This window comes from Dyadobacter sp. CY356 (assembly GCF_021440195.1).
Classification (GTDB): Bacteria; Bacteroidota; Bacteroidia; order Cytophagales; family Spirosomataceae; genus Dyadobacter.
In genome coordinates this window covers 239,461-257,994 of record NZ_JAJTSZ010000010.1, presented here as the reverse complement: position 1 = coordinate 257,994, position 18,534 = coordinate 239,461, and the positions used below count along the sequence as shown (strand labels likewise).

The window sequence follows — 18,534 nt, the reverse complement described above, 5'->3', positions numbered from 1 at the left end:
ATGAAAAAAGTATTATTACCGTTATTATTACTGGTTAATCTTGCAGCCTTGGCACAGAATGACAAACCAGGTCTGCGTAACCGGAAATGGTTTATACCAGATCATTTAAAATTGCATTTTGCGGGGAATATAGGATTTCTGTCCGGCGGACCAGGTTATGTATCCCGAAACAAAACACTTGAAACAGACCTGTTGTTTGGTTTTCTGCCAAAGAAATTCGGCGGTGATGCCTTGATTACAATTTCCGCAAAAACGACTTATTCTCCCTGGAAAATTCATCTTAAAAACGATTATTATATCCGCCCATTTTCTATTGGCGCCTATTTGAGTTACACGTTTGGACCACAGTTTGATACCAAATGGCCGTCATACTATCCCGCAGGATATTATTGGTGGGCCACATCCTTCCGGCCGGGCGCATACGTCGGTGGGAAAGTAGGGCGGGATTTAATCATTAATAATCGGAGGAAGCAGTTTGAGTTTTATTACGAACTTGGAAGTTATGACTTGCTGATGATCAGCTATGTACAGAATCTTGATTATTTAAAACTTTCCGATATTGTGAATTTATCGTTTGGAGTTAAAATGGCGTTTTAGGTCATGCCACTCTTCCTTCCTTAACAAGATATGGAATTGCTTTGATCAGACGTGCATAATAAAATGCTCTTCCGTGGTCTGTGTCTTCACAGACCTGAGTTATCCAAAATTTTTCAAAGTATTCGAAAAATACGTGCTTAAAAGCACTTACAATCGGCACGTTATCCAATCAACTGTAAATCCAGATCCCGTAAATCTGGCTTTACAAATCCCTTTCTTGCTTCAATCGAAAATATCAACTCACGACTGTAAAATTTCAGAAAATTGGATGGATCTCCGTAAGGACTATTTGCTAAACCGTTCGCCGCATTTAACAATGATTTTTCCTTTTGAACCTCATTCCAATAACAATCCAAAAGCCATATCCAGAATTGCGTAATCGTTTCGTGGTAACCGCTGAAATCTGTATTTTCCTTTCCTAACGACTCATTATACTCCGCAATATAAGTTGGCATCAATACTGATGTTTCCTCCAAACCATGATTTGAGACAAACCAAAGTCCGACTGTAAGATGCGCAAAATGAGACCATTCTTCTTCCGGAAGCGTTTTTGACACAAATTTATCGACCAAACTTTTAATATCTGAAATATTGAGATATTGATTCACCATATTCAAAAGTAAAATCCAGGACTAAAAGAAGAAACTGGCAAATGCAGGCAATTTTCAGGAGCGTTTCTCGTCCGGCACCAGATATTTTGCCATGACTTCTTCCGTCAATTGCCTTTCATTGACCAAAGCCCAGTCTCCGGTGTTTTCCGGAATACCATTTCTGCAATATCCGGCTCTGAGGCCGAAATCAAAAATGGCATGATAGTGTTTATTGATGATCAGAAAAGCAATCCAACCATCATCGCTCCAACCGATTTGCAGCTCCGTAGGCAATGTTTTTTCAGTAATATCGGCAACATTATAAATATGCAGCCCATCCAAAACTTCCGGCTGTTCTGATTTATTGATTGCATAAAAAACGCCGGTCGTCATATCATCCTCAAAAGCCACACCGAAATTTTGGGTTGGTGAGAAGCTGTGGATAAAGGTGTCGTGGCCGATTTTGTAGGTTTGGGTTGTTTGTGGGGTCAATTTTAATAGAATTTGGATTTACTACTTTGATATAGTCATTTCGAGCTTACTTTGGCTCTTTTACAAGATATTGGACAGCTTTTACCAACCGCGTGTTATTGAACTCTTCAATCGTACGTACATTTTCAGTAGGAATAATTCCTCGACTAATCCAATTCGTAACAGTTTCAGTGTTCCTAATATCAAAACGTTTGCAATATTCCTTGATCGTAACCCAATCAGTAAGATCAACAACCTCACCTTGGCTGATTAGATAGGATTTCGCATCCTGGATCATAAGATCTGTATCAGCAATGAGTGCTTGTAAATGTGCTTTAAATTCTTCTCGTGTTTCCATAGTCAAATTTTAATATCAAAGCGATATGTTTACTTATTTTCTTACTTTTCCATTATTTCGATAAGCGTCGTTAATAGATTTATCTGATCAATTATCTTATCTATTTCTTTTTGAGACATCCATTCTGATCTATCTCTTAATAACTGTCTTAGTGCAGCACGACGCATTCTAATAGTAAATAGATTCATATCTTATAGTGTGCGTTTTTATAAATTTATCGATTGTTTTGTTACAAAACAAGAGTTAAAAAAGATTGTATTCGATAATACTAAAATAACTATTAGTTGAGAATGACGTCTAGCTGAGTTGCCTACATCCCAAGGAATTCTAACGAGCTATTTGCTTGAATACCATTGATAAATCACATCATTACGAAATCCGCAAAGAAGACTCCCTAATAATCAACTCCGTAGGCAAGACAATATTCTCATGCACAAAATCTCCTGAACCATTCAACTGGTTTAAAAACAAACGGGAGGCCTCCATTCCGATCTTTCTGCCGGGGCGATGAACTGTGGTGAGTGATGGATAGGTGTAAGCGGAGATTGGAGAATTGTCAAAACCAACGATACCAACGTCACCCGGGATTTTCAGACCGCGGTCAAGGATCACCCGCATCGCCCCTATCGCCACCTGGTCATTGACACCAAAAATCGCATCGGGCGGGAAATCCAGATCCAGCAATCTTTTTGTGGGCACAATGGCGCTTTCAACCTTGAAGTTGGTATTGATGATCAATTCCTCACGTATCGGAATCTCATATTTTTTTAAACAATCCCGATAGCCTTTGAATCGCTGTTCGGAAACCGTCAGTCCGTTTGGACCTTTCAGATGGGCGATGTTTTTGTATCCGATGGTAAGTAAATGCTCAACGGCCGCAAATGCGCCGTGGTAATCGTCGACTGTCGCCCGGCTTGTTTCAAAATCTTCATATTCCCGGTCGATAAAAATCAGCGGGGTTTTTCTCTGGATCACACTTTCCAAATGTTCATAATAACCCGCATCGTAGGTTTCCTGGGAAACGGACAGGAAAATCCCTTCGGTACGGTTGGAAAGTAATTTTGATAAATATTCCTTTTCAAGCAGATAATTTTCGTTTGTTACACAAATATTGAGCGTATAACCCAATGGCTGTAAAATCGTGTGAAGTCCCTCAATGACAGCAGTTTCATAGTAATTTCCGATCGTTGGTACCACCACGCCCAGTGTCGCTGTTTTCTTATTTAACAAACTCAAAGACACCTCGTTACGCTGATAACCTACCTCTTTTGCGTATTCCTGAATGTTTTTCCGGGTGTCTTCATTGATTGCCGGATGATCATTGAGCGCTCTGGAAACTGTCGATGGAGAACAACGGAAGCGGCGGGCAATGTCTTTGATAGTAACCGGGCGAGAGGAATTCATGAGTAGGACAATTACAATTAATTATTTAAATTTTTTCAAACGTTTGCATACATTATTAACATATTTACACTTTGTATTTAATTTATACCACGCTATCATTGTGCAAATGTAATAGAAAATCAACGATGAGCGACCTACTGGTAAAACCAAAAACGGATCAAAAAACGTATCATTCGCTAACAAGCGAACAAGCCGGCTGGACTTATTTAAACTTCGAAGCCAAAGTTTTTGACCTGAACGAACAATATACACTGAACACGGGAGATTACGAATATTGCATCGCGTTATTGGGTGGAAATTTTAAAGTTGAAACGGCGGAGGGAACATGGGAAACAAGAAACGGAAGGAAGGATGTTTTCAGCGGAATTGGTCATGCCATGTATTTATCAAGAAATACTGAATTCACGTTAACCGCTCAAACCGATAAAACAGATATCGCCATTTGCTGGGTTGCCACCGACGAAGATCACCCGCTATACATGAAGCGCCCGGAGGAAGCAGCGATCGAATTTCGCGGCGGAGACAATGCCAACCGGCAGATCAACAGCTTATTACAACCAGGTTTTGACTGTCATAAAATTGTTTGCGTAGAGGTATATACGCCGTCAGGAAACTGGTCTTCTTTTCCTGCACACAAACATGACGAACGCAAAGTGGACGCGGATGGAACGTTGATTGAAGCAAATCTGGAAGAAATTTATTTCTACAAAATAGACAAACCGCAGGGATACGCCATTCAGCAGGTTTATACGGATGACCGTTCGCTTGATGAGATTGTACGTGTGCATCACAATGAAGCTGTTTTAGTGCCAAAAGGATATCATCCGGTAGCGGCGGCGCATGGCTATAATGTTTATTATCTAAACTTTCTGGCTGGGAGCGATCAATCGCTCGCCAACACTTCTGACCCGGATCATGACTGGATTTACAATTCCTGGAAAGGTCAGGATCCAAGACTTCCGATCGTCACTTTGGAAATGAACAATTCAAAATAATTTTCGTCGGAAACACGAATTAAATCTGGTATCAAGTAACCTGGCTAACATTTTCTTCCATGCCTAAACACGATCTTTTAACCATCGGGCGCTCTTCCATTGACCTGTATTCTGCAAACATTGGAAGTCCGTTTGAAAAAATAAGTGCCTTCAACGCGTTTGTAGGCGGCTGTCCGCTGAACATCGCAACCGGCGCACAACGACTGGGCCTGAAAACTGCAATCCTGACCGGAATCGGGAATGACCAGGTGGGAAATTTCATCAAACATTTTTTGGATGAAGAGGGAATTGCAACTGAATACATACCAACGATTGAAGGAACAAGAAGTTCAGCAGTAATCTTAGGCATTGAACCACCGGACAAATTCCCCTTGGTTTATTACCGGGAAAACTGCGCCGATATCAATCTGACCATCGACCACGTTAATGCAATTCCTTTTGAAGAATTCAAAGCAGTCGCATTTTCCGGAACTGCATTCAGCAAAGACCCGAGCCGCACTTCCATGTTTTACGCCTTGGAAGTAGCAAAAAAGCATAAGCTGAAAACACTTTTAGATATCGATTTCCGTGCCGATCAATGGGACGATCCCCGCGCTTTTGGGGTGACACTTCGGGCAGCTTTGAGCAGTTTTACCATGGTAGTTGGCACAGAGGAAGAAATTCTGGCCACCTATCTGACAGACAAAGAACAGCTTTTGATCAAACACCAGCAGATTTCAGCGCCTGAAATCCGTGGCAACATCAATACCGCTATCGAAGAAATCCTAAAATCCGGCGTTGAAACCCTGGTTGTAAAACGCGGAAAAGACGGCGCATCGATTTTCCAACCCGGAAAAGAAGAAGTAAAAGTGCCTGGTTTTCCGGTGGAAGTTTTAAACGTATTAGGTGCCGGAGACGCATTCTGCGCCGGTTTTTCTTACGGAATTCTGAATGGATGGGATTTATATAAAAGTGTAAGAATGGGAAACGCCTGCGGCGCGATCATCGTAACAAGAGAAGGCTGCGCGAACTTCATGCCAACGTATGCGGAGGTAACTGAGTTCGTAGAAAGCCGAGGTGGTTTTTAGGTTACACAGAGAACCACAGAGGTAAAAAGAGAGCCATAGAGGTTTTATTTTGTTAAGCACAGAGTTAAAAGAAAAAACTCCGTGTCCCTCTTTTTAACTCTGTGAACCTCTGTGTAACCTATTAGACATAACTAGATTTTAATTAAAATATCATAATGGAGAAGTTACAGAATTATATTAATGGCCGTTGGGTGGATAGTCATTCCAGCGAATTTACCAACGTTTTAAATCCGGCTTCGCAGGAAATATTGATGCAGGTTCCGATCGGTAGTGCGCAGGATGTAGCGGACGCGGCGCAGGCTGCCCATGAAGGATTTCAGGAATGGAGAAGCACGCCGGTTTCGAAACGTGTGCAGTATCTTTTCAAATTGAAAACGTTGCTGGAAGATAACCTCGACGATATCGCTAAAACGATTACGCTTGAATCCGGAAAAACTTTTCTGGAAGCCAAAGCGGAAATGGTTCGGGCGATTGAAAATGTTGAAAATGCCTGCGGAATGCCGGCTTTGATGCAGGGCGAATTTTCCGAAGATATTGCCAAAGGAATTGATGAATATATGATCCGTCAACCGCTTGGCCCTTGTGCCTGTATCGCGCCGTTCAACTTTCCGGGGATGATTACGTTCTGGTTTTTGCCTTATGCGCTGGCTTGCGGAAACAGCTATATCATCAAACCATCGGAAAAAGTACCGTTGACGATGACTAAAATTGTCGCTTTGATGGAAAGACTGGATCTGCCGAAAGGAGTTCTAAATCTTGTTCAGGGTGGTCGTGAAGTCGTGGATGCAATTCTTGAACATCCGGTTATCAAAGGAATCAGTTTTGTTGGTTCTTCCAATGTTGCCAAATACGTTTATTCCAAAGGCGCAGCACATGGAAAACGGGTTCAGGCACAAGGTGGAGCGAAAAACCCTGTTATCGTGTTGCCGGATGCGGATATTGACATGACCACGCAGATCGTGATAGACAGCGTTTATGGGTGTGCCGGTCAACGCTGCCTTGCCGCTTCAACGATTATTACCGTTGGTGAACATAAGGATATCACAGAAAGTCTTGTTGAGTCTGCGAAAAATCGTAAGACGGGTTTTGGACTTGAAAGTGACGTTCAAATGGGTCCGGTGATTACTGCTGAGAGTAAAAACCGTGTCAATCACTTAATCGACAAAGGATTAAGCGAGGGCGGCAGATTATTGGTTGATGGCCGTAATGCAAAAGTACCAGGTTTTGAAAACGGTAACTTTATCGAACCAACCATAATTGAAGACATTCCATTGGACGGCGAATTGGCAGCCACTGAAATTTTCGGCCCGGTACTAAGCCTTGTCCATATCAATACCATTGAAGAAGCAATCCGATTTATCAATTCCGGTCGCTACGGAAACATGGCCTGCATATTCACAAGCAGCGGTCTGAACGCCAGAAAATTCCGTCACGAGGCGGAAGCAGGAAATATTGGTATCAACATCGGCGTGGCTGCCCCTGTCGCCCAATTCCCGTTCTCAGGCTGGAAAGACAGTTTTTACGGCGATTTGCATGGACAAGGAAATCATGCTGTTGAGTTTTTCACCCAGACGAAAGTGGTTATTGAGCGGTGGTTGAAAGAGTGGAACAGGAAATTCTGAGTTGGCTGTTAGCTGTTAGCTTTTAGCGATTAGCTTTTTGGCTCATTAGGACATTCAAACTGTAACGAAATAATTAAGAAACATACCAAGCTCGGATTGGCAAAAAGCTAACTGCTAATAGCTAACCGCTAAAACCTAAATAGACATGTCAAAGAAATTAAAAATTGGAGTGATTGGATTGGGGCGTATCGGGCAGATACACCTCAGCAATCTGCTGCATCACATTCCTGGTGCGGAAGTAATTATCGCGTCGGATCTTTCTCCGGAGTCGCATGCTTTTGCTAAAAATCTGGGTGTTGAAGAAGTGACTACGGATGCCTATGACGTCATTAATCATCCGGATGTGGAAGCCGTTATTATCTGCTCCCCTACTCCTTTTCACGTCCCGTACACGGTAGCAGCCGCGAATCAGAAAAAACACATATTCTGTGAAAAACCGCTGGACGTAACTTTGGACGCGATTTATGCTGCACAAAAAGCGGTCAGTGAAAATGGTGTAAAATTGATGTTAGGGTTCAACCGTCGTTTTGATGCTAATTTTACCAACGTGCGAAATATCGTAGCAGATGATAAAATCGGAGATCCGCAAATTCTTCGTATCACCAGTCGTGACCCGGGACCGCCGCCTATTGAATATTTAAAAATATCAGGCGGCATTTTCCTGGATATGTCCATTCATGATTTTGATATGGCCCGTTACATTGTCGGCTCCGAAGTGACCGAAGTGTTTGTAAAAGGCGATGCTTTGATCAACCCGGAAATCAAAGAATTTGGCGATATTGATACGGCAGTGATTGTGCTGACTTTCGCAAACGGAGCGATTGGCGTCATTGATAACAGCAGAAAAGCGGTATATGGATATGACCAACGACTGGAAATTTTCGGATCAAAAGGAATGGCCAAAGCGGAGAATAATACCGCTGATAATCTGGTACATTTCGACAGTAGCGGCGGCCATATCTCACTCCCGCTACACTTTTTCCTTGAAAGATATGAAACGGCATACCGGGTTTGTCTGAAATCATTTGTTAATTGTGTGCTCAATGACACGCCTTCCCCGGTTGATGCGCATGATGGGTTAATGGCCACGGCGATTGGTATCGCAGCGATGAAATCCTTGCAAGAAGGAAGACCAGTGAAGTTGGAAGAAGTTATCAGTCACACATTGGTATAAGAAGAATATACCCTAAACCAACCTCATGAAACAAGGCCTGCAACTACTTGATTACGTCGTATTTTTCATTTATTTCATTGCTGTTTCCTCTTACGGCTTCTGGATCTACAAAAAGAAATTAAGCAAGGAAACCAGTTCTACCGATTACTTTTTGGCCGAAGGTTCGCTGACGTTCTGGGCAATTGGAGCATCTCTGATCGCGTCTAATATTTCAGCCGAGCATTTTATCGGCATGTCTGGTTCCGGATTTGCAATTGGTTTGGCCATAGCATCTTACGAATGGATGGCAGCAGCAACACTTGTTGTTGTCGCGGTATTTTTTGTGCCTATTTATTTGAAAAATAAGATCTATACCATGCCGCAATTTTTACGGCAGCGGTATAATCCGGTAGTGGCAACCACCATGGCGGTGTTTTGGCTTCTTTTGTATGTGTTTGTCAATCTGACTTCAATCCTGTATCTCGGCGCACTTGCACTGGAAGTTACAGCAGGTATTGACTTTACCTGGGCAATCGCAGCACTGGCGGTTTTTGCTATCATCATTACTGTCGGAGGAATGAAAGTGATTGGTTATACGGATGTAGTTCAGGTAGTTGTGCTCATTGCAGGAGGATTGGTAACTACTTACCTTGCTATGGATCTTGTGGCGAAACAGTTTGGAAACCCTAATGTTTTCAGTGCATTTGGTACGCTGAAAGCACAGGCTGAACCGCATTTTCATATGATCCTGAAAAAAGATAACCCTTATTACAAAGATCTGCCAGGTTTGTCAGTGATCATCGGGGCGATGTGGATCAATAACCTGAATTATTTTGGGTGTAATCAATACATCATCCAGCGAACTTTGGGTGCAAGTCTCCCAACAGCGCGAAAGGGACTTTTATTTGCTGCGGGTCTGAAACTGATCATTCCAATTATTGTTGTAATTCCTGGAATTGCAGCTTATGTACTTTTCCAAAACGGCATGTTTCAGACCGAAATGTTGGATGTAAACGGTGTCGTAAAACCGGATCATGCGTATCCTGTGTTGCTTGACCTTCTTCCATCGGGTTTGAAAGGAATGGCTTTTGCAGCATTAACGGCTGCAATCGTCGCTTCTCTGGCTGGAAAAGCGAATAGTATTTCTACGATTTTTACGCTCGATATTTACAGAGAATATATCAAACCAGACGCATCGGAAAAACACCTGATCCGCGTGGGTCGTTATGCCATCTGGACTTCTATGGGTATTGCCGCATTGATTGCGCCCCAGCTCCGTGTTTTAGAACAAGCCTATCAATTCATTCAGGAATATTCAAGTTTTATCACACCCGGTGTTTTTGCGATTTTTTTCCTTGGTTTTTTCTGGAAAAGAACAACTGGAAATGCGGCTTTGGTTGCAGCACTTTTAACCATACCACTTTCGACTGCTTTCAAATTCTGGTATGAAGAAATTCCTTTTTTGAACCGTATGGGGATAATATTTTTAATTCTCGTGGCAGTTATTGTCGTGGTTACGCTGCTTGATCCAAAAAGCAAGAACAATCCAAAAGGACTTGAAATTGACCGCTCGATGTTCAAAGTGAGCACCGGCTTTATGATCACTTCGATCCTGATTTTTGGTATTCTTGGTGCTTTGTATACTGTTTTCTGGTAAGATATAGAACCAGATAAATCTGTGCAATTGATTAATTGATTATTATGCTGTTGACGACCAAACAACTTTTTGATCAATGCTACGGCCGCTACGCAATTCCTGCGGTCAACGTATTTTTCATGGAGGAAATACATGGATTATTTGCCGCAGCACAGGAAGCAGATGCGCCGTTCATCGTGCAGACGACTCCCTTTGCAAGAGATTATGCCAAAGCGGATATGCTTCTTTCCATGATCCAATCCGCCGCCAGATTATATCCGCAAACCGTTTTTGCGGTTCACGTTGATCATGGGGTTGAAGAACATATCTGGGATGCCATCGGAAGTGGTGGATACAGTTCGGTAATGATCGACGCTTCACATGACGATTTTGATAAAAATGTAGCCAGAACACGGGATGTTGTTGAAAGAGCACACGCCAACGGAATTAGTGTTGAAGCTGAACTGGGCGTTTTGGCTGGTGTAGAAGATGATTTGACGATAGATGCTGAACATTCGTCGTATACCAATCCGCAGCAGGTGGTGGATTTTGTCAATGCGACCGGTTGCGACAGTCTGGCGATTGCCGTTGGAACCAGTCATGGCGCCTATAAATTTTCCGGCGGACAAGGTTTGCAGTTTCACATTCTGGAAGAAATTCAGAAACGTTTGCCAGGTTTTCCACTGGTTTTACACGGTGGTTCCAATGTGAGTTCAGAGGTTATTGCGCGGATTAATGCGGCAGGAGGAAATCTTAAAACAGACGCAAAAGGTGTCCAGGAAGATGAGATTTTGAAGGCAATTCCATTGGGAATTTGTAAAATTAATATTGCCACCGATACCCGTTTATTATGGACAATGGTGAACCGTGAATTTTTCCGTGATCACCCCGATGAGTTTGCACCAACAACACCCGGGAAGATTTTCATGGAAGAGTATAAGCGTTTTATGTTACAGAAATTTGAGTTGTTCGGGTGTGCTGGAAAGGCGGATGAGTTTTTATATTAGTTTGATTTAAAGATTGACATAGAGCATTATTGATAGAATTTATTACGGTGCGCTGCACCTCATAGATCGAACGAAAGATCTGCATTCTACAAATATTGTGGTGCTGTGCACCTAATTACTAACGGTGCACAGCACCACAATACTTGTAGAAAAGCGTCTCCGTCTCAATCATCAAAAGGTGCAGCCTACCGTAATATTTCCGGTTTTCAACCAAAAATATTTCCCCATAACCCAACACTTCGTTAAAATCATTAAAAATATTCCCTTAAACCATGACCAGAAGATTAACCGTAGCCCAGGCTACTATAACATTTCTAAAAAATCAATACATCGAGCGCGATGGTATTGAGGAACCTTATTTCGGCGGATGTTTCGGAATATTCGGTCATGGAAACGTGGCAGGATTAGGACAGGCTTTACAACAAAATCCTGACTTTCGTTATTATCAATGCCGTAATGAACAATCCATGGTGCATACCGCCGTGGCTTATGCTAAGATCAAAAACCGCCTTGGTGCTTTTGTTTGTACCACTTCAATCGGTCCCGGAGCTACAAATATGATCACCGGTGCCGCTTTGGCAACGATTAACCGTTTGCCTGTTTTGTTATTACCGGGTGATATTTTTTCAACCCGCGAGCCAAATCCGGTTTTGCAGCAATTGGAAAGTGCATCCACTCAGGATATTTCTGTGAATGATTGTTTCAAACCGGTATCCAAATATTGGGACAGAATCAACCGTCCGGAGCAACTGATTTATTCTCTGCCGGAAGTTATGCGCGTCCTGACTTCACAGGCTGAAATGGGTGCCGTAACGCTTTCCATGCCGCAGGATGTGCAGACCCACGCGTATGATTTCCCGGAAGATTTGTTTAAGAAAAGAGTCTGGCATGTCGGTCGTCCGAGACCGGATCTGCCCACTTTGCAAAAAGCAGCAGAATGGATCCGTGCTTCTAAAAAACCGGTAATCGTTGCCGGAGGTGGCGCAATTTATAGTGGCGCAGATGGAATCCTTCATGATTTTGCTACCAAAACTGGTATTCCTGTTGGTGAAACATTTGCCGGAAAAGGTGCAGTTAAATTTGATGAGCCTTACAGTATCGGAGGACTTGGTGCAACCGGAACAAAATACGCCATTGAAATTTCCAACGAAGCGGATGTCGTGATCGGTATCGGGACACGGTACAGTGATTTCACAACAGCGTCAAAATCAATATTTAAAAACCCGGACGTTAAATTTATCAATATCAACATCAGCGAGTTTGACGCATTCAAACACGCTGCCTTACCGGTTATCGGTGATGCAAAAGTGATTCTGGAAGAACTTTCAGATTTGCTTGGAGACTTCGAAGTGGATGCCGATTACCGCAATAAAATCTCTGATTATAACCAAGCCTGGGACGAAGAAGTTACCCAGATTTATATGGAAGGAAACAGCTCCGTCCCTCCTATCGATCAGGCAATTGTCATTGGTACGTTAAACAACTTTATGGGTCGTCGCGATGTGATGATCAACGCGTCAGGAAGTGCGCCGGGAGATCTGCATAAATTATGGCGAGCAACTGATCCTAAAAACTTCCATCTGGAATACGGTTTCTCCTGTATGGGTTATGAAATCGCAGCCGGTTTGGGCGCAAAAATGGCGGACCCGACGCGTGAGGTTTATGTGATTTGTGGAGATGGTGGTTATTTGATGAATAATCATGAAATCGTGACCTCCATTCAGGAAGGTGTGAAATTCACGATTTTACTTTTGAATAATAACGGTTACGCCAGCATCGGCGGACTTTCAGAAAGTATCGGAAGCGAGCGTTTTGGTACGATGTATAATTATCGTGATGAAAATTCGGGATTATTATCAGGTGATTTTCTTCCTGTTGATCTGGCGAAAAATGCGGAAAGTCTGGGTGCTATCGTGATTAAAGCAACCGACAGAACTTCGCTTGAAGAGGCTTTGGAACAATCCAAAATCAATACCAGAACGACGGTGATTTATATTGAGACTTCATTGTACCGCACCGTCAAGGGCTACAATGCCTGGTGGGAAGTTCCGATTGCCGAGGTTTCTGAATCGGCGTCTGTTCAGAAGGCTTACGATACTTATGTTGAGAATAAAAAAACGCAGCGGATTTTTCTTTGATCAACTTCAATAATTTGACTAAAATGAATTTTGAAAATATAAAATTAGGTGTTGCTCCTATCAACTGGACAAACGACGATATGCCTGAACTTGGCGGCGAAAATACATTTGAACAGTGTATCAGCGAGATGGCTCTGGCAGGATTTACCGGCTGCGAAGTTGGTAATAAATTCCCACGGGATACAGAATTATTAAAAAAAGCACTCGATCTACGCGGATTGCAAATCTGCAATCAATGGAACAGTTATGAACTGACCACAAAATCTTTGGAAGAAAATATCAAAAACTTCACAGCACTGCTGGATTTTCTGGAAACCATGGGAGCGAAAGTCATTGGTGGCGGAGAAGTTGGAAACAGCTGTCAGGGAGAAATGACAGTACCTGTTTTTGAAGGAAAAGGGATGCTGAATACCGATGAGGAATGGAAATCTTTCACTAATGGTTTAAATGAACTGGGCAAAATTGCCCGTTCGAGAGGAATGAAACTTGCATTTCACCACCATATGGGAACTTGTATTCAAACGATCGCCGAGACTGATCGTTTAATGGCGGAAACTGATCCAGAAAATGTATTTCTGAACTATGACTGCGGTCACTTTTATTTTGCAGGCGAAGATCCGGTCGAAGCTTTGAAAAAATACATCGGAAGAACAGCTCATATCCATTTAAAAGATATCAGGCCAAATGTTTTGCAGCGTGTTCATGATGAAAAACTAAGTTTTTTGACGGCAGTGAAACAGGGCGTCTTCACAGTTCCGGGTGATGCCGAAGGTTGCATAGATTTCCCAGCTTTGTTTGATGTAATAAAAGAAAGCGATTATCAGGGCTGGATTGTTTTGGAAGCTGAGCAGGATCCTGCGGTTGCAAATCCGTTGGAGTATGCGATTATTGCACGTAAATTCTTCAAAAAACTGACTGCAATTTAAAATTACAATTACCAGTAAAAAAGGCCGTTGTTAGGGATATTCCTAATGCCGGCCTTTTTTGTTGGTCAGTACTTTTGTGTTTCTTCTAATCTACTTTACCCTTTCTTTCCAAAAGCAGGTTTCAGTGCGGCTCATTGAAACAGATTGCTTTTTAAGAATATTTCAGGAACGAAAATAAGTTTTATCCCCGCGCCACACTTATTTTCTTTCCTACGTAATATCAATTGTGCACATCTGTATACCAAAATTAACCTCACAATTTATGTACGAAGAATTTACTCAATTTTAATCTGACTAAACATGCTAAATTTTAAAAAGATCAGCCAAATTGGGTTTATCGCGATTGCCGTATTTCTGGCAAGCTGCAAAGATAAGGATGTAACACCTACCACAACCACTACTGACACAACAAGTTACAGCGCCGTCAATAGCTGGGTTTACGGCATAATGAATGATGCCTATTTTTGGTATAAAAATATGCCTGCGGAAAGCAGTCTTGATGAGACAATCAACCCAACGGATTTTTTCGAAAAGCTTATTTATAACCGTACCACGGTCGATCGTTTTTCAACAATTACAGATGACATTGACGCATTGACCGATGAATTTAACGGTGTTGGAAAAATTTTCGGGATCAGTTACACTTTGTCATACACAGATGATACCAAAACAAATCTTGGCGCATTTTTAAGTTATGTTGTAAAAGGAAGTCCTGCCGAGACCGCTGGTTTAAAACGTGGTGATATAATCATGAAAATTAACGGAACCCAGCTAACTGCAACCAATTACGTTTCACTTTTTGCAAGCAGTGATACTGAAATTTTCACCCTTGGCAAAGTGGTTGGAACGACAATCATTGCTGATGACACCAAAACAATATCAGTGACCAAGGCGACAATCAGTGAAGATCCGGTTCTCTTTTCTACCGTAATTTCAAAACCGGATTATAACAAAACGATTGGTTATCTGGTTTATACACAGTTTGTTCCGGGCACAACCGCTAATGCAAATATTTATGACAACGAACTTCGCCAGGTTTTCGCCGATTTCAAAAGCAAGGGCGTTAACGAACTTGTGCTTGATCTGCGGTTTAATCCGGGTGGCTATATAAGCTCTGCCGAAACACTGGCTTCTCTGATCGGTAAAGGTATTTCAAGTTCCAAGATTTTTTACAAGGAACAATGGAACGACAAATACATCAGCTATTGGCAAAGCAAATACGGTGCAAATGCGTTGAATTACAACTTCCTGAATGAGGCAAATAATATTGGATCAAACCTGAGCCGCGTTTTTGTTCTTACTTCTAACGGTACGGCTTCTGCCAGCGAGCTTGTGATTAATGGTCTGAAACCATACATGAGTGTGGTTACGATCGGAGAGCATACCTATGGAAAAAATCTTTTCGGTTCATTGTTCAGTGACGACCAGAACCGCTGGAAATGGGGATTGTATGTAATGCTCGGACAAACGGCAAATGCAAACGATCAGTCTGATTACGGAACAGTAAACGGGATGACACCCAATTATCTTGTTGAAGATACAACAGTTCCATATCAACCCTTTGGCAGCGAGAACGAAACTTTGTTGAGAAAAGCGCTCGACGTAATTGGAATTCCTGCACCAACAACAACCAGAATGGCGGCAACTACTCGTGTGCAATCCTTTATCAGCGAAAACCTTAGGGATAACCTGGTGGTTCCCGAGAAGAGAATGATTAAAAATACACCAACATTAAGGATTAACAAGTAACCCTTCTCCGCAAATTTTGGAGCGTTGAACAGGCAAGCAGCTTTCAGGTCCGGATATTAGATTTCTATGAAATCAACTGAGGAACCTGCACAAAGATTATTGCTGTGTTTTATTCTCCAAACCCGTTAAAGATCCGCCGCAAAGACATTGAGCTGAAATATTTTGCAAATCGAAGCTCGATGTCTTGGGTCTTGTTCCGGCTTTTAGCGATCAGATCTTAATCTTTCTTTCAACTACGATGACAGAAATGCTGAGTCGATTAACTGTCAAAAACCCACTGTTATTTCCGGATAACCACATCACCGTGACCACGGAATTCACAGCCTCCATTTATGAATTTATAATAAACCCGCACGGTATCTGTTATCCCAAATGCGGAGAAATCGATCATATTAATTTTTGAATATAGAGAATCCTTTGCAAAAAGTGTCTTGAAATTTTTGTCGACAATTCTGATGGCCAACCTAACCGAATCGGGTTTGTAAACATGAATTGCAGCTTTATCTCTTGCAGGATTTGGGTAAGCTATTATTTCATAATCAGTTGCAGGACAATCTGTTTTAAGGTTAGTGCCAAAAAGACTCATCTCTTGCTCCACCCATGTATCTTTGATATTCCAATCGTCCGGATCAACCTCACTTAACGGAAGACCTCTCTCGTCTCTTACTAAAATTCCTGAGAATGTAATTTTTTCCGGCGTTTTGACTAAACCTTCCGGTTCATTCTGGTTGCAGGAAAAGATGGCAAAACTTAGAATTACGCTGAGTAAATTTTTTTTCATTTTATTTAAGGTTACGGTGAGTAATATTATCCTCTTCTCATTTTCAAATATTCTTCAATTTCGTTTAAAGTAAACGCGTTGAAAGTCATTTCCTTCGTCAATCCGCCTTTGCGGGCTACGGCTACTCCGTAATGCATATCGTAATATCCTTCCTTTTTATGTGCGTCGGGGTTGATACTCAACAACACACCTTTTTCCATGCAATAGGCAATCCATCGCCAGTCGAGATCCAGCCGCCAGGGTGAAGCATTAATTTCTATCACCACTTTGTGCTCCGCACAGGCATCTATAATTACCTTGTGATCAATCGGATACCCTTCTCTCGACAGCAAAAGCCTTCCGGTTGGATGGCCTAGAATTGTTGTATATGGATTTTGAATTGCCTTCAATAAACGTGAAGTCGCTTTTTCCAGAGTCATCGTCAGATTGCTATGTACAGAAGCCACAACGTAATCAAAACTTGATAAAATCTCATCCGAATAGTCCAGAGACCCGTCTCCAAGAATATCTGATTCAATCCCCCTTAAAATTTTGAAAGGTTTTTCGCTTCCGGACAAAGCAAACCGTTCATTAAGTTTAGCAATTTCTTCATGCTGACGAAAAACATCGTCCGGCTTTAATCCGCTTGCATAAGATGCAGTCTGTGAATGATCAGCAATTCCCAGATATTCAAAACCCAGTTCCTGACAAAACAAAGCCATTTGTTCGAGCGTATGCTGCCCGTCAGAATAGGTACTGTGGTTATGTAAAATGCCATTTAAATCATCCCAGGTTATTAGCTGATCAGATGTATGGGTTTCGGCCCAGATAAACTCATCCGCTCCCTCCCGCATTTCAGGGACTATGAAAGGCAGACCAGCCTTTTCATAAATAGCCTCTTCACTATCGAAAAGTTCGTATTTTGTTTGTCTCCACAACGAAGTTCCTGAAACCGTTACTTTGTTTAAATGTTCAGCAGAAGCAGTTTCAAGAAATAATTCATTGACCATATTTTCAGGTTTCACAGCCAATACCTCAATTTCGACGGCAATGTCCTGCATTTTTCCCCGCCATATAAATGGTGAAGAAATCTTTTCATCCTGAACCAAAAATTCTATCGCGTTTAACGCTTGTTGCAAAAGCATTGGAGATTCTGTTCCCACAAGCAAACGGATCTTTTCTACAATTTCCGCTTTTCGGCGGACGTCACCCGCAATTTCAACTTTATCGAAGCTTTTTTTCAATTCTTCCGAAAGATATTGCGCAATGGATTCTGCTTTATCCATGCGCAATTTCCCTGCCTGATCTTTCAGGAAAGCCAGTGATTCAAGAATTTTCTGTTCTGTGCTTCCTCCGAACCCTTTTACTTTTGCAATCTTACCACTCAGGCAGGCCAGTTCAAGTTCGTGCAGATTGTCGATACCAAGTTCGCGCCACAAAACCGCAATTTTTTTAGCACCAATTCCTTTGATACTGAACATTTCCAGCACACCAAGGGGTGTATTTTCAAGCAATTCCTCCAACTCTTTGAAGGTTCCGCGCTGAACAATTTCGATGATTTTCGCCGCTGTACTTTTTCCAATTCCCTGAAGTTTCGTCAATTCTTCAAGGGTGAGCGCTGCTATTTCGCCATCCTTGTATTTATCCAGATAAAAACCAGCTACACCATAACTTTTCACCTTAAAAGGGTCAGCGCCGTGCAGTTCAAGTAATTTGGCAGTAAGTTCAAGTATATCGACAATTTCGGCGTTGCTCATGGTTATGCTTAAATTATATTAATCTGCGAATTACGACGGAACAGCGAGTAAATGCAAATAAGATGAAGACTGATTTTTATTTTCAATCCGAATAACTTTCACCACAATAAAAGTATGCTCTGATAAAACAAAGAAGTTTTAGCTTTTCAACTACTGTCAGAATTCAAGTAGTTATTGACAAACATTCCCTTAAATATAAAAATACTCCTTTATAACAAATGGCTGAAACAATGAAAATAAAGAATAATAATACTGATAAAAATATTTATAGTGATATAACTCAATCCAATAGCCATTCTTCATC

The 18,534-nt window shown here is 41.9% G+C and carries 16 protein-coding genes; 10 read left to right on the top strand and 6 right to left on the bottom strand.

Going from position 1 to position 18,534, the window contains the following annotated elements; all coding sequences use genetic code 11:
- Window positions 1-597, top strand: coding sequence for a hypothetical protein (locus LXL81_RS26075; protein ID WP_234650481.1), 597 nt, complete (start codon window positions 1-3; stop codon window positions 595-597).
- A 161-nt stretch (window positions 598-758) separates the two neighbouring features.
- On the opposite strand, the gene LXL81_RS26070 is transcribed toward LXL81_RS26075, so the two are convergent.
- The 4 genes from LXL81_RS26070 to LXL81_RS26055 all read right to left on the bottom strand — a co-directional run bounded on the left by LXL81_RS26070 (window position 759) and on the right by LXL81_RS26055 (window position 3,420).
- The gene (locus LXL81_RS26070; RefSeq protein WP_234650479.1) at window positions 759-1,208 is read right to left on the bottom strand and encodes a hypothetical protein; all 450 of its coding nucleotides are present in this window, start codon (window positions 1,206-1,208) and stop codon (window positions 759-761) included.
- A gap of 54 nt (window positions 1,209-1,262) precedes the next feature.
- Entirely contained in the window at window positions 1,263-1,679 is a 417-nt protein-coding gene (locus LXL81_RS26065; protein ID WP_234650476.1) for a DUF2251 domain-containing protein, read from the bottom strand.
- Window positions 1,680-1,725: 46 nt separating this feature from the next.
- Window positions 1,726-2,016: a hypothetical protein gene (locus LXL81_RS26060; protein ID WP_234650475.1), complete on the bottom strand. Its 291-nt coding sequence runs from the start codon at window positions 2,014-2,016 to the stop codon at window positions 1,726-1,728.
- Between the two features lie 369 nt (window positions 2,017-2,385).
- Window positions 2,386-3,420 carry a LacI family DNA-binding transcriptional regulator gene (locus LXL81_RS26055; RefSeq protein ID WP_234650473.1) on the bottom strand — a complete coding sequence of 345 codons (1,035 nt, stop codon included), beginning with the start codon at window positions 3,418-3,420 and terminating at the stop codon, window positions 2,386-2,388.
- A gap of 125 nt (window positions 3,421-3,545) precedes the next feature.
- Here LXL81_RS26055 and iolB point away from each other — a divergent pair, with 125 nt between their 5' ends.
- The 9 genes from iolB to LXL81_RS26010 all read left to right on the top strand — a co-directional run bounded on the left by iolB (window position 3,546) and on the right by LXL81_RS26010 (window position 15,713).
- Entirely contained in the window at window positions 3,546-4,415 is an 870-nt protein-coding gene (gene iolB / locus LXL81_RS26050; RefSeq protein WP_234650471.1) for a 5-deoxy-glucuronate isomerase, read from the top strand.
- Window positions 4,416-4,474: 59 nt separating this feature from the next.
- On the top strand, window positions 4,475-5,482 hold the full coding sequence (gene iolC, locus LXL81_RS26045) for a 5-dehydro-2-deoxygluconokinase (RefSeq protein WP_234650468.1): 1,008 nt from the start codon (window positions 4,475-4,477) through the stop codon (window positions 5,480-5,482).
- 155 nt (window positions 5,483-5,637) lie between these two features.
- A complete protein-coding gene (locus LXL81_RS26040) occupies window positions 5,638-7,104 on the top strand; it encodes a CoA-acylating methylmalonate-semialdehyde dehydrogenase (protein ID WP_234650464.1) in 1,467 nt (488 codons plus the stop codon).
- 145 nt (window positions 7,105-7,249) lie between these two features.
- Entirely contained in the window at window positions 7,250-8,278 is a 1,029-nt protein-coding gene (gene iolG, locus LXL81_RS26035; RefSeq protein ID WP_234650462.1) for an inositol 2-dehydrogenase, read from the top strand.
- 25 nt (window positions 8,279-8,303) lie between these two features.
- On the top strand, window positions 8,304-9,914 hold the full coding sequence (locus tag LXL81_RS26030) for a sodium/sugar symporter (RefSeq protein ID WP_234650460.1): 1,611 nt from the start codon (window positions 8,304-8,306) through the stop codon (window positions 9,912-9,914).
- Window positions 9,915-9,958: 44 nt separating this feature from the next.
- The gene (locus LXL81_RS26025) at window positions 9,959-10,900 is read left to right on the top strand and encodes a class II fructose-bisphosphate aldolase (protein WP_234650458.1); all 942 of its coding nucleotides are present in this window, start codon (window positions 9,959-9,961) and stop codon (window positions 10,898-10,900) included.
- A gap of 272 nt (window positions 10,901-11,172) precedes the next feature.
- On the top strand, window positions 11,173-13,038 hold the full coding sequence (gene iolD, locus LXL81_RS26020) for a 3D-(3,5/4)-trihydroxycyclohexane-1,2-dione acylhydrolase (decyclizing) (RefSeq protein WP_234650457.1): 1,866 nt from the start codon (window positions 11,173-11,175) through the stop codon (window positions 13,036-13,038).
- 23 nt (window positions 13,039-13,061) lie between these two features.
- Complete coding sequence (iolE, locus tag LXL81_RS26015) at window positions 13,062-13,964, top strand: myo-inosose-2 dehydratase (RefSeq protein ID WP_234650454.1); 903 nt, start codon at window positions 13,062-13,064, stop codon at window positions 13,962-13,964.
- Between the two features lie 300 nt (window positions 13,965-14,264).
- Window positions 14,265-15,713, top strand: a complete 1,449-nt coding sequence (locus tag LXL81_RS26010) for a S41 family peptidase (protein WP_234650451.1) — start codon at window positions 14,265-14,267, stop codon at window positions 15,711-15,713.
- 280 nt (window positions 15,714-15,993) lie between these two features.
- Here the strand turns inward: LXL81_RS26010 and LXL81_RS26005 are convergent, their stop codons facing one another.
- Window positions 15,994-16,494, bottom strand: coding sequence for a hypothetical protein (locus tag LXL81_RS26005; RefSeq protein WP_234650449.1), 501 nt, complete (start codon window positions 16,492-16,494; stop codon window positions 15,994-15,996).
- Window positions 16,495-16,520: 26 nt separating this feature from the next.
- Window positions 16,521-18,230, bottom strand: a complete 1,710-nt coding sequence (locus LXL81_RS26000) for a helix-hairpin-helix domain-containing protein (RefSeq protein WP_234650447.1) — start codon at window positions 18,228-18,230, stop codon at window positions 16,521-16,523.
- Window positions 18,231-18,534: the final 304 nt, after the last annotated feature.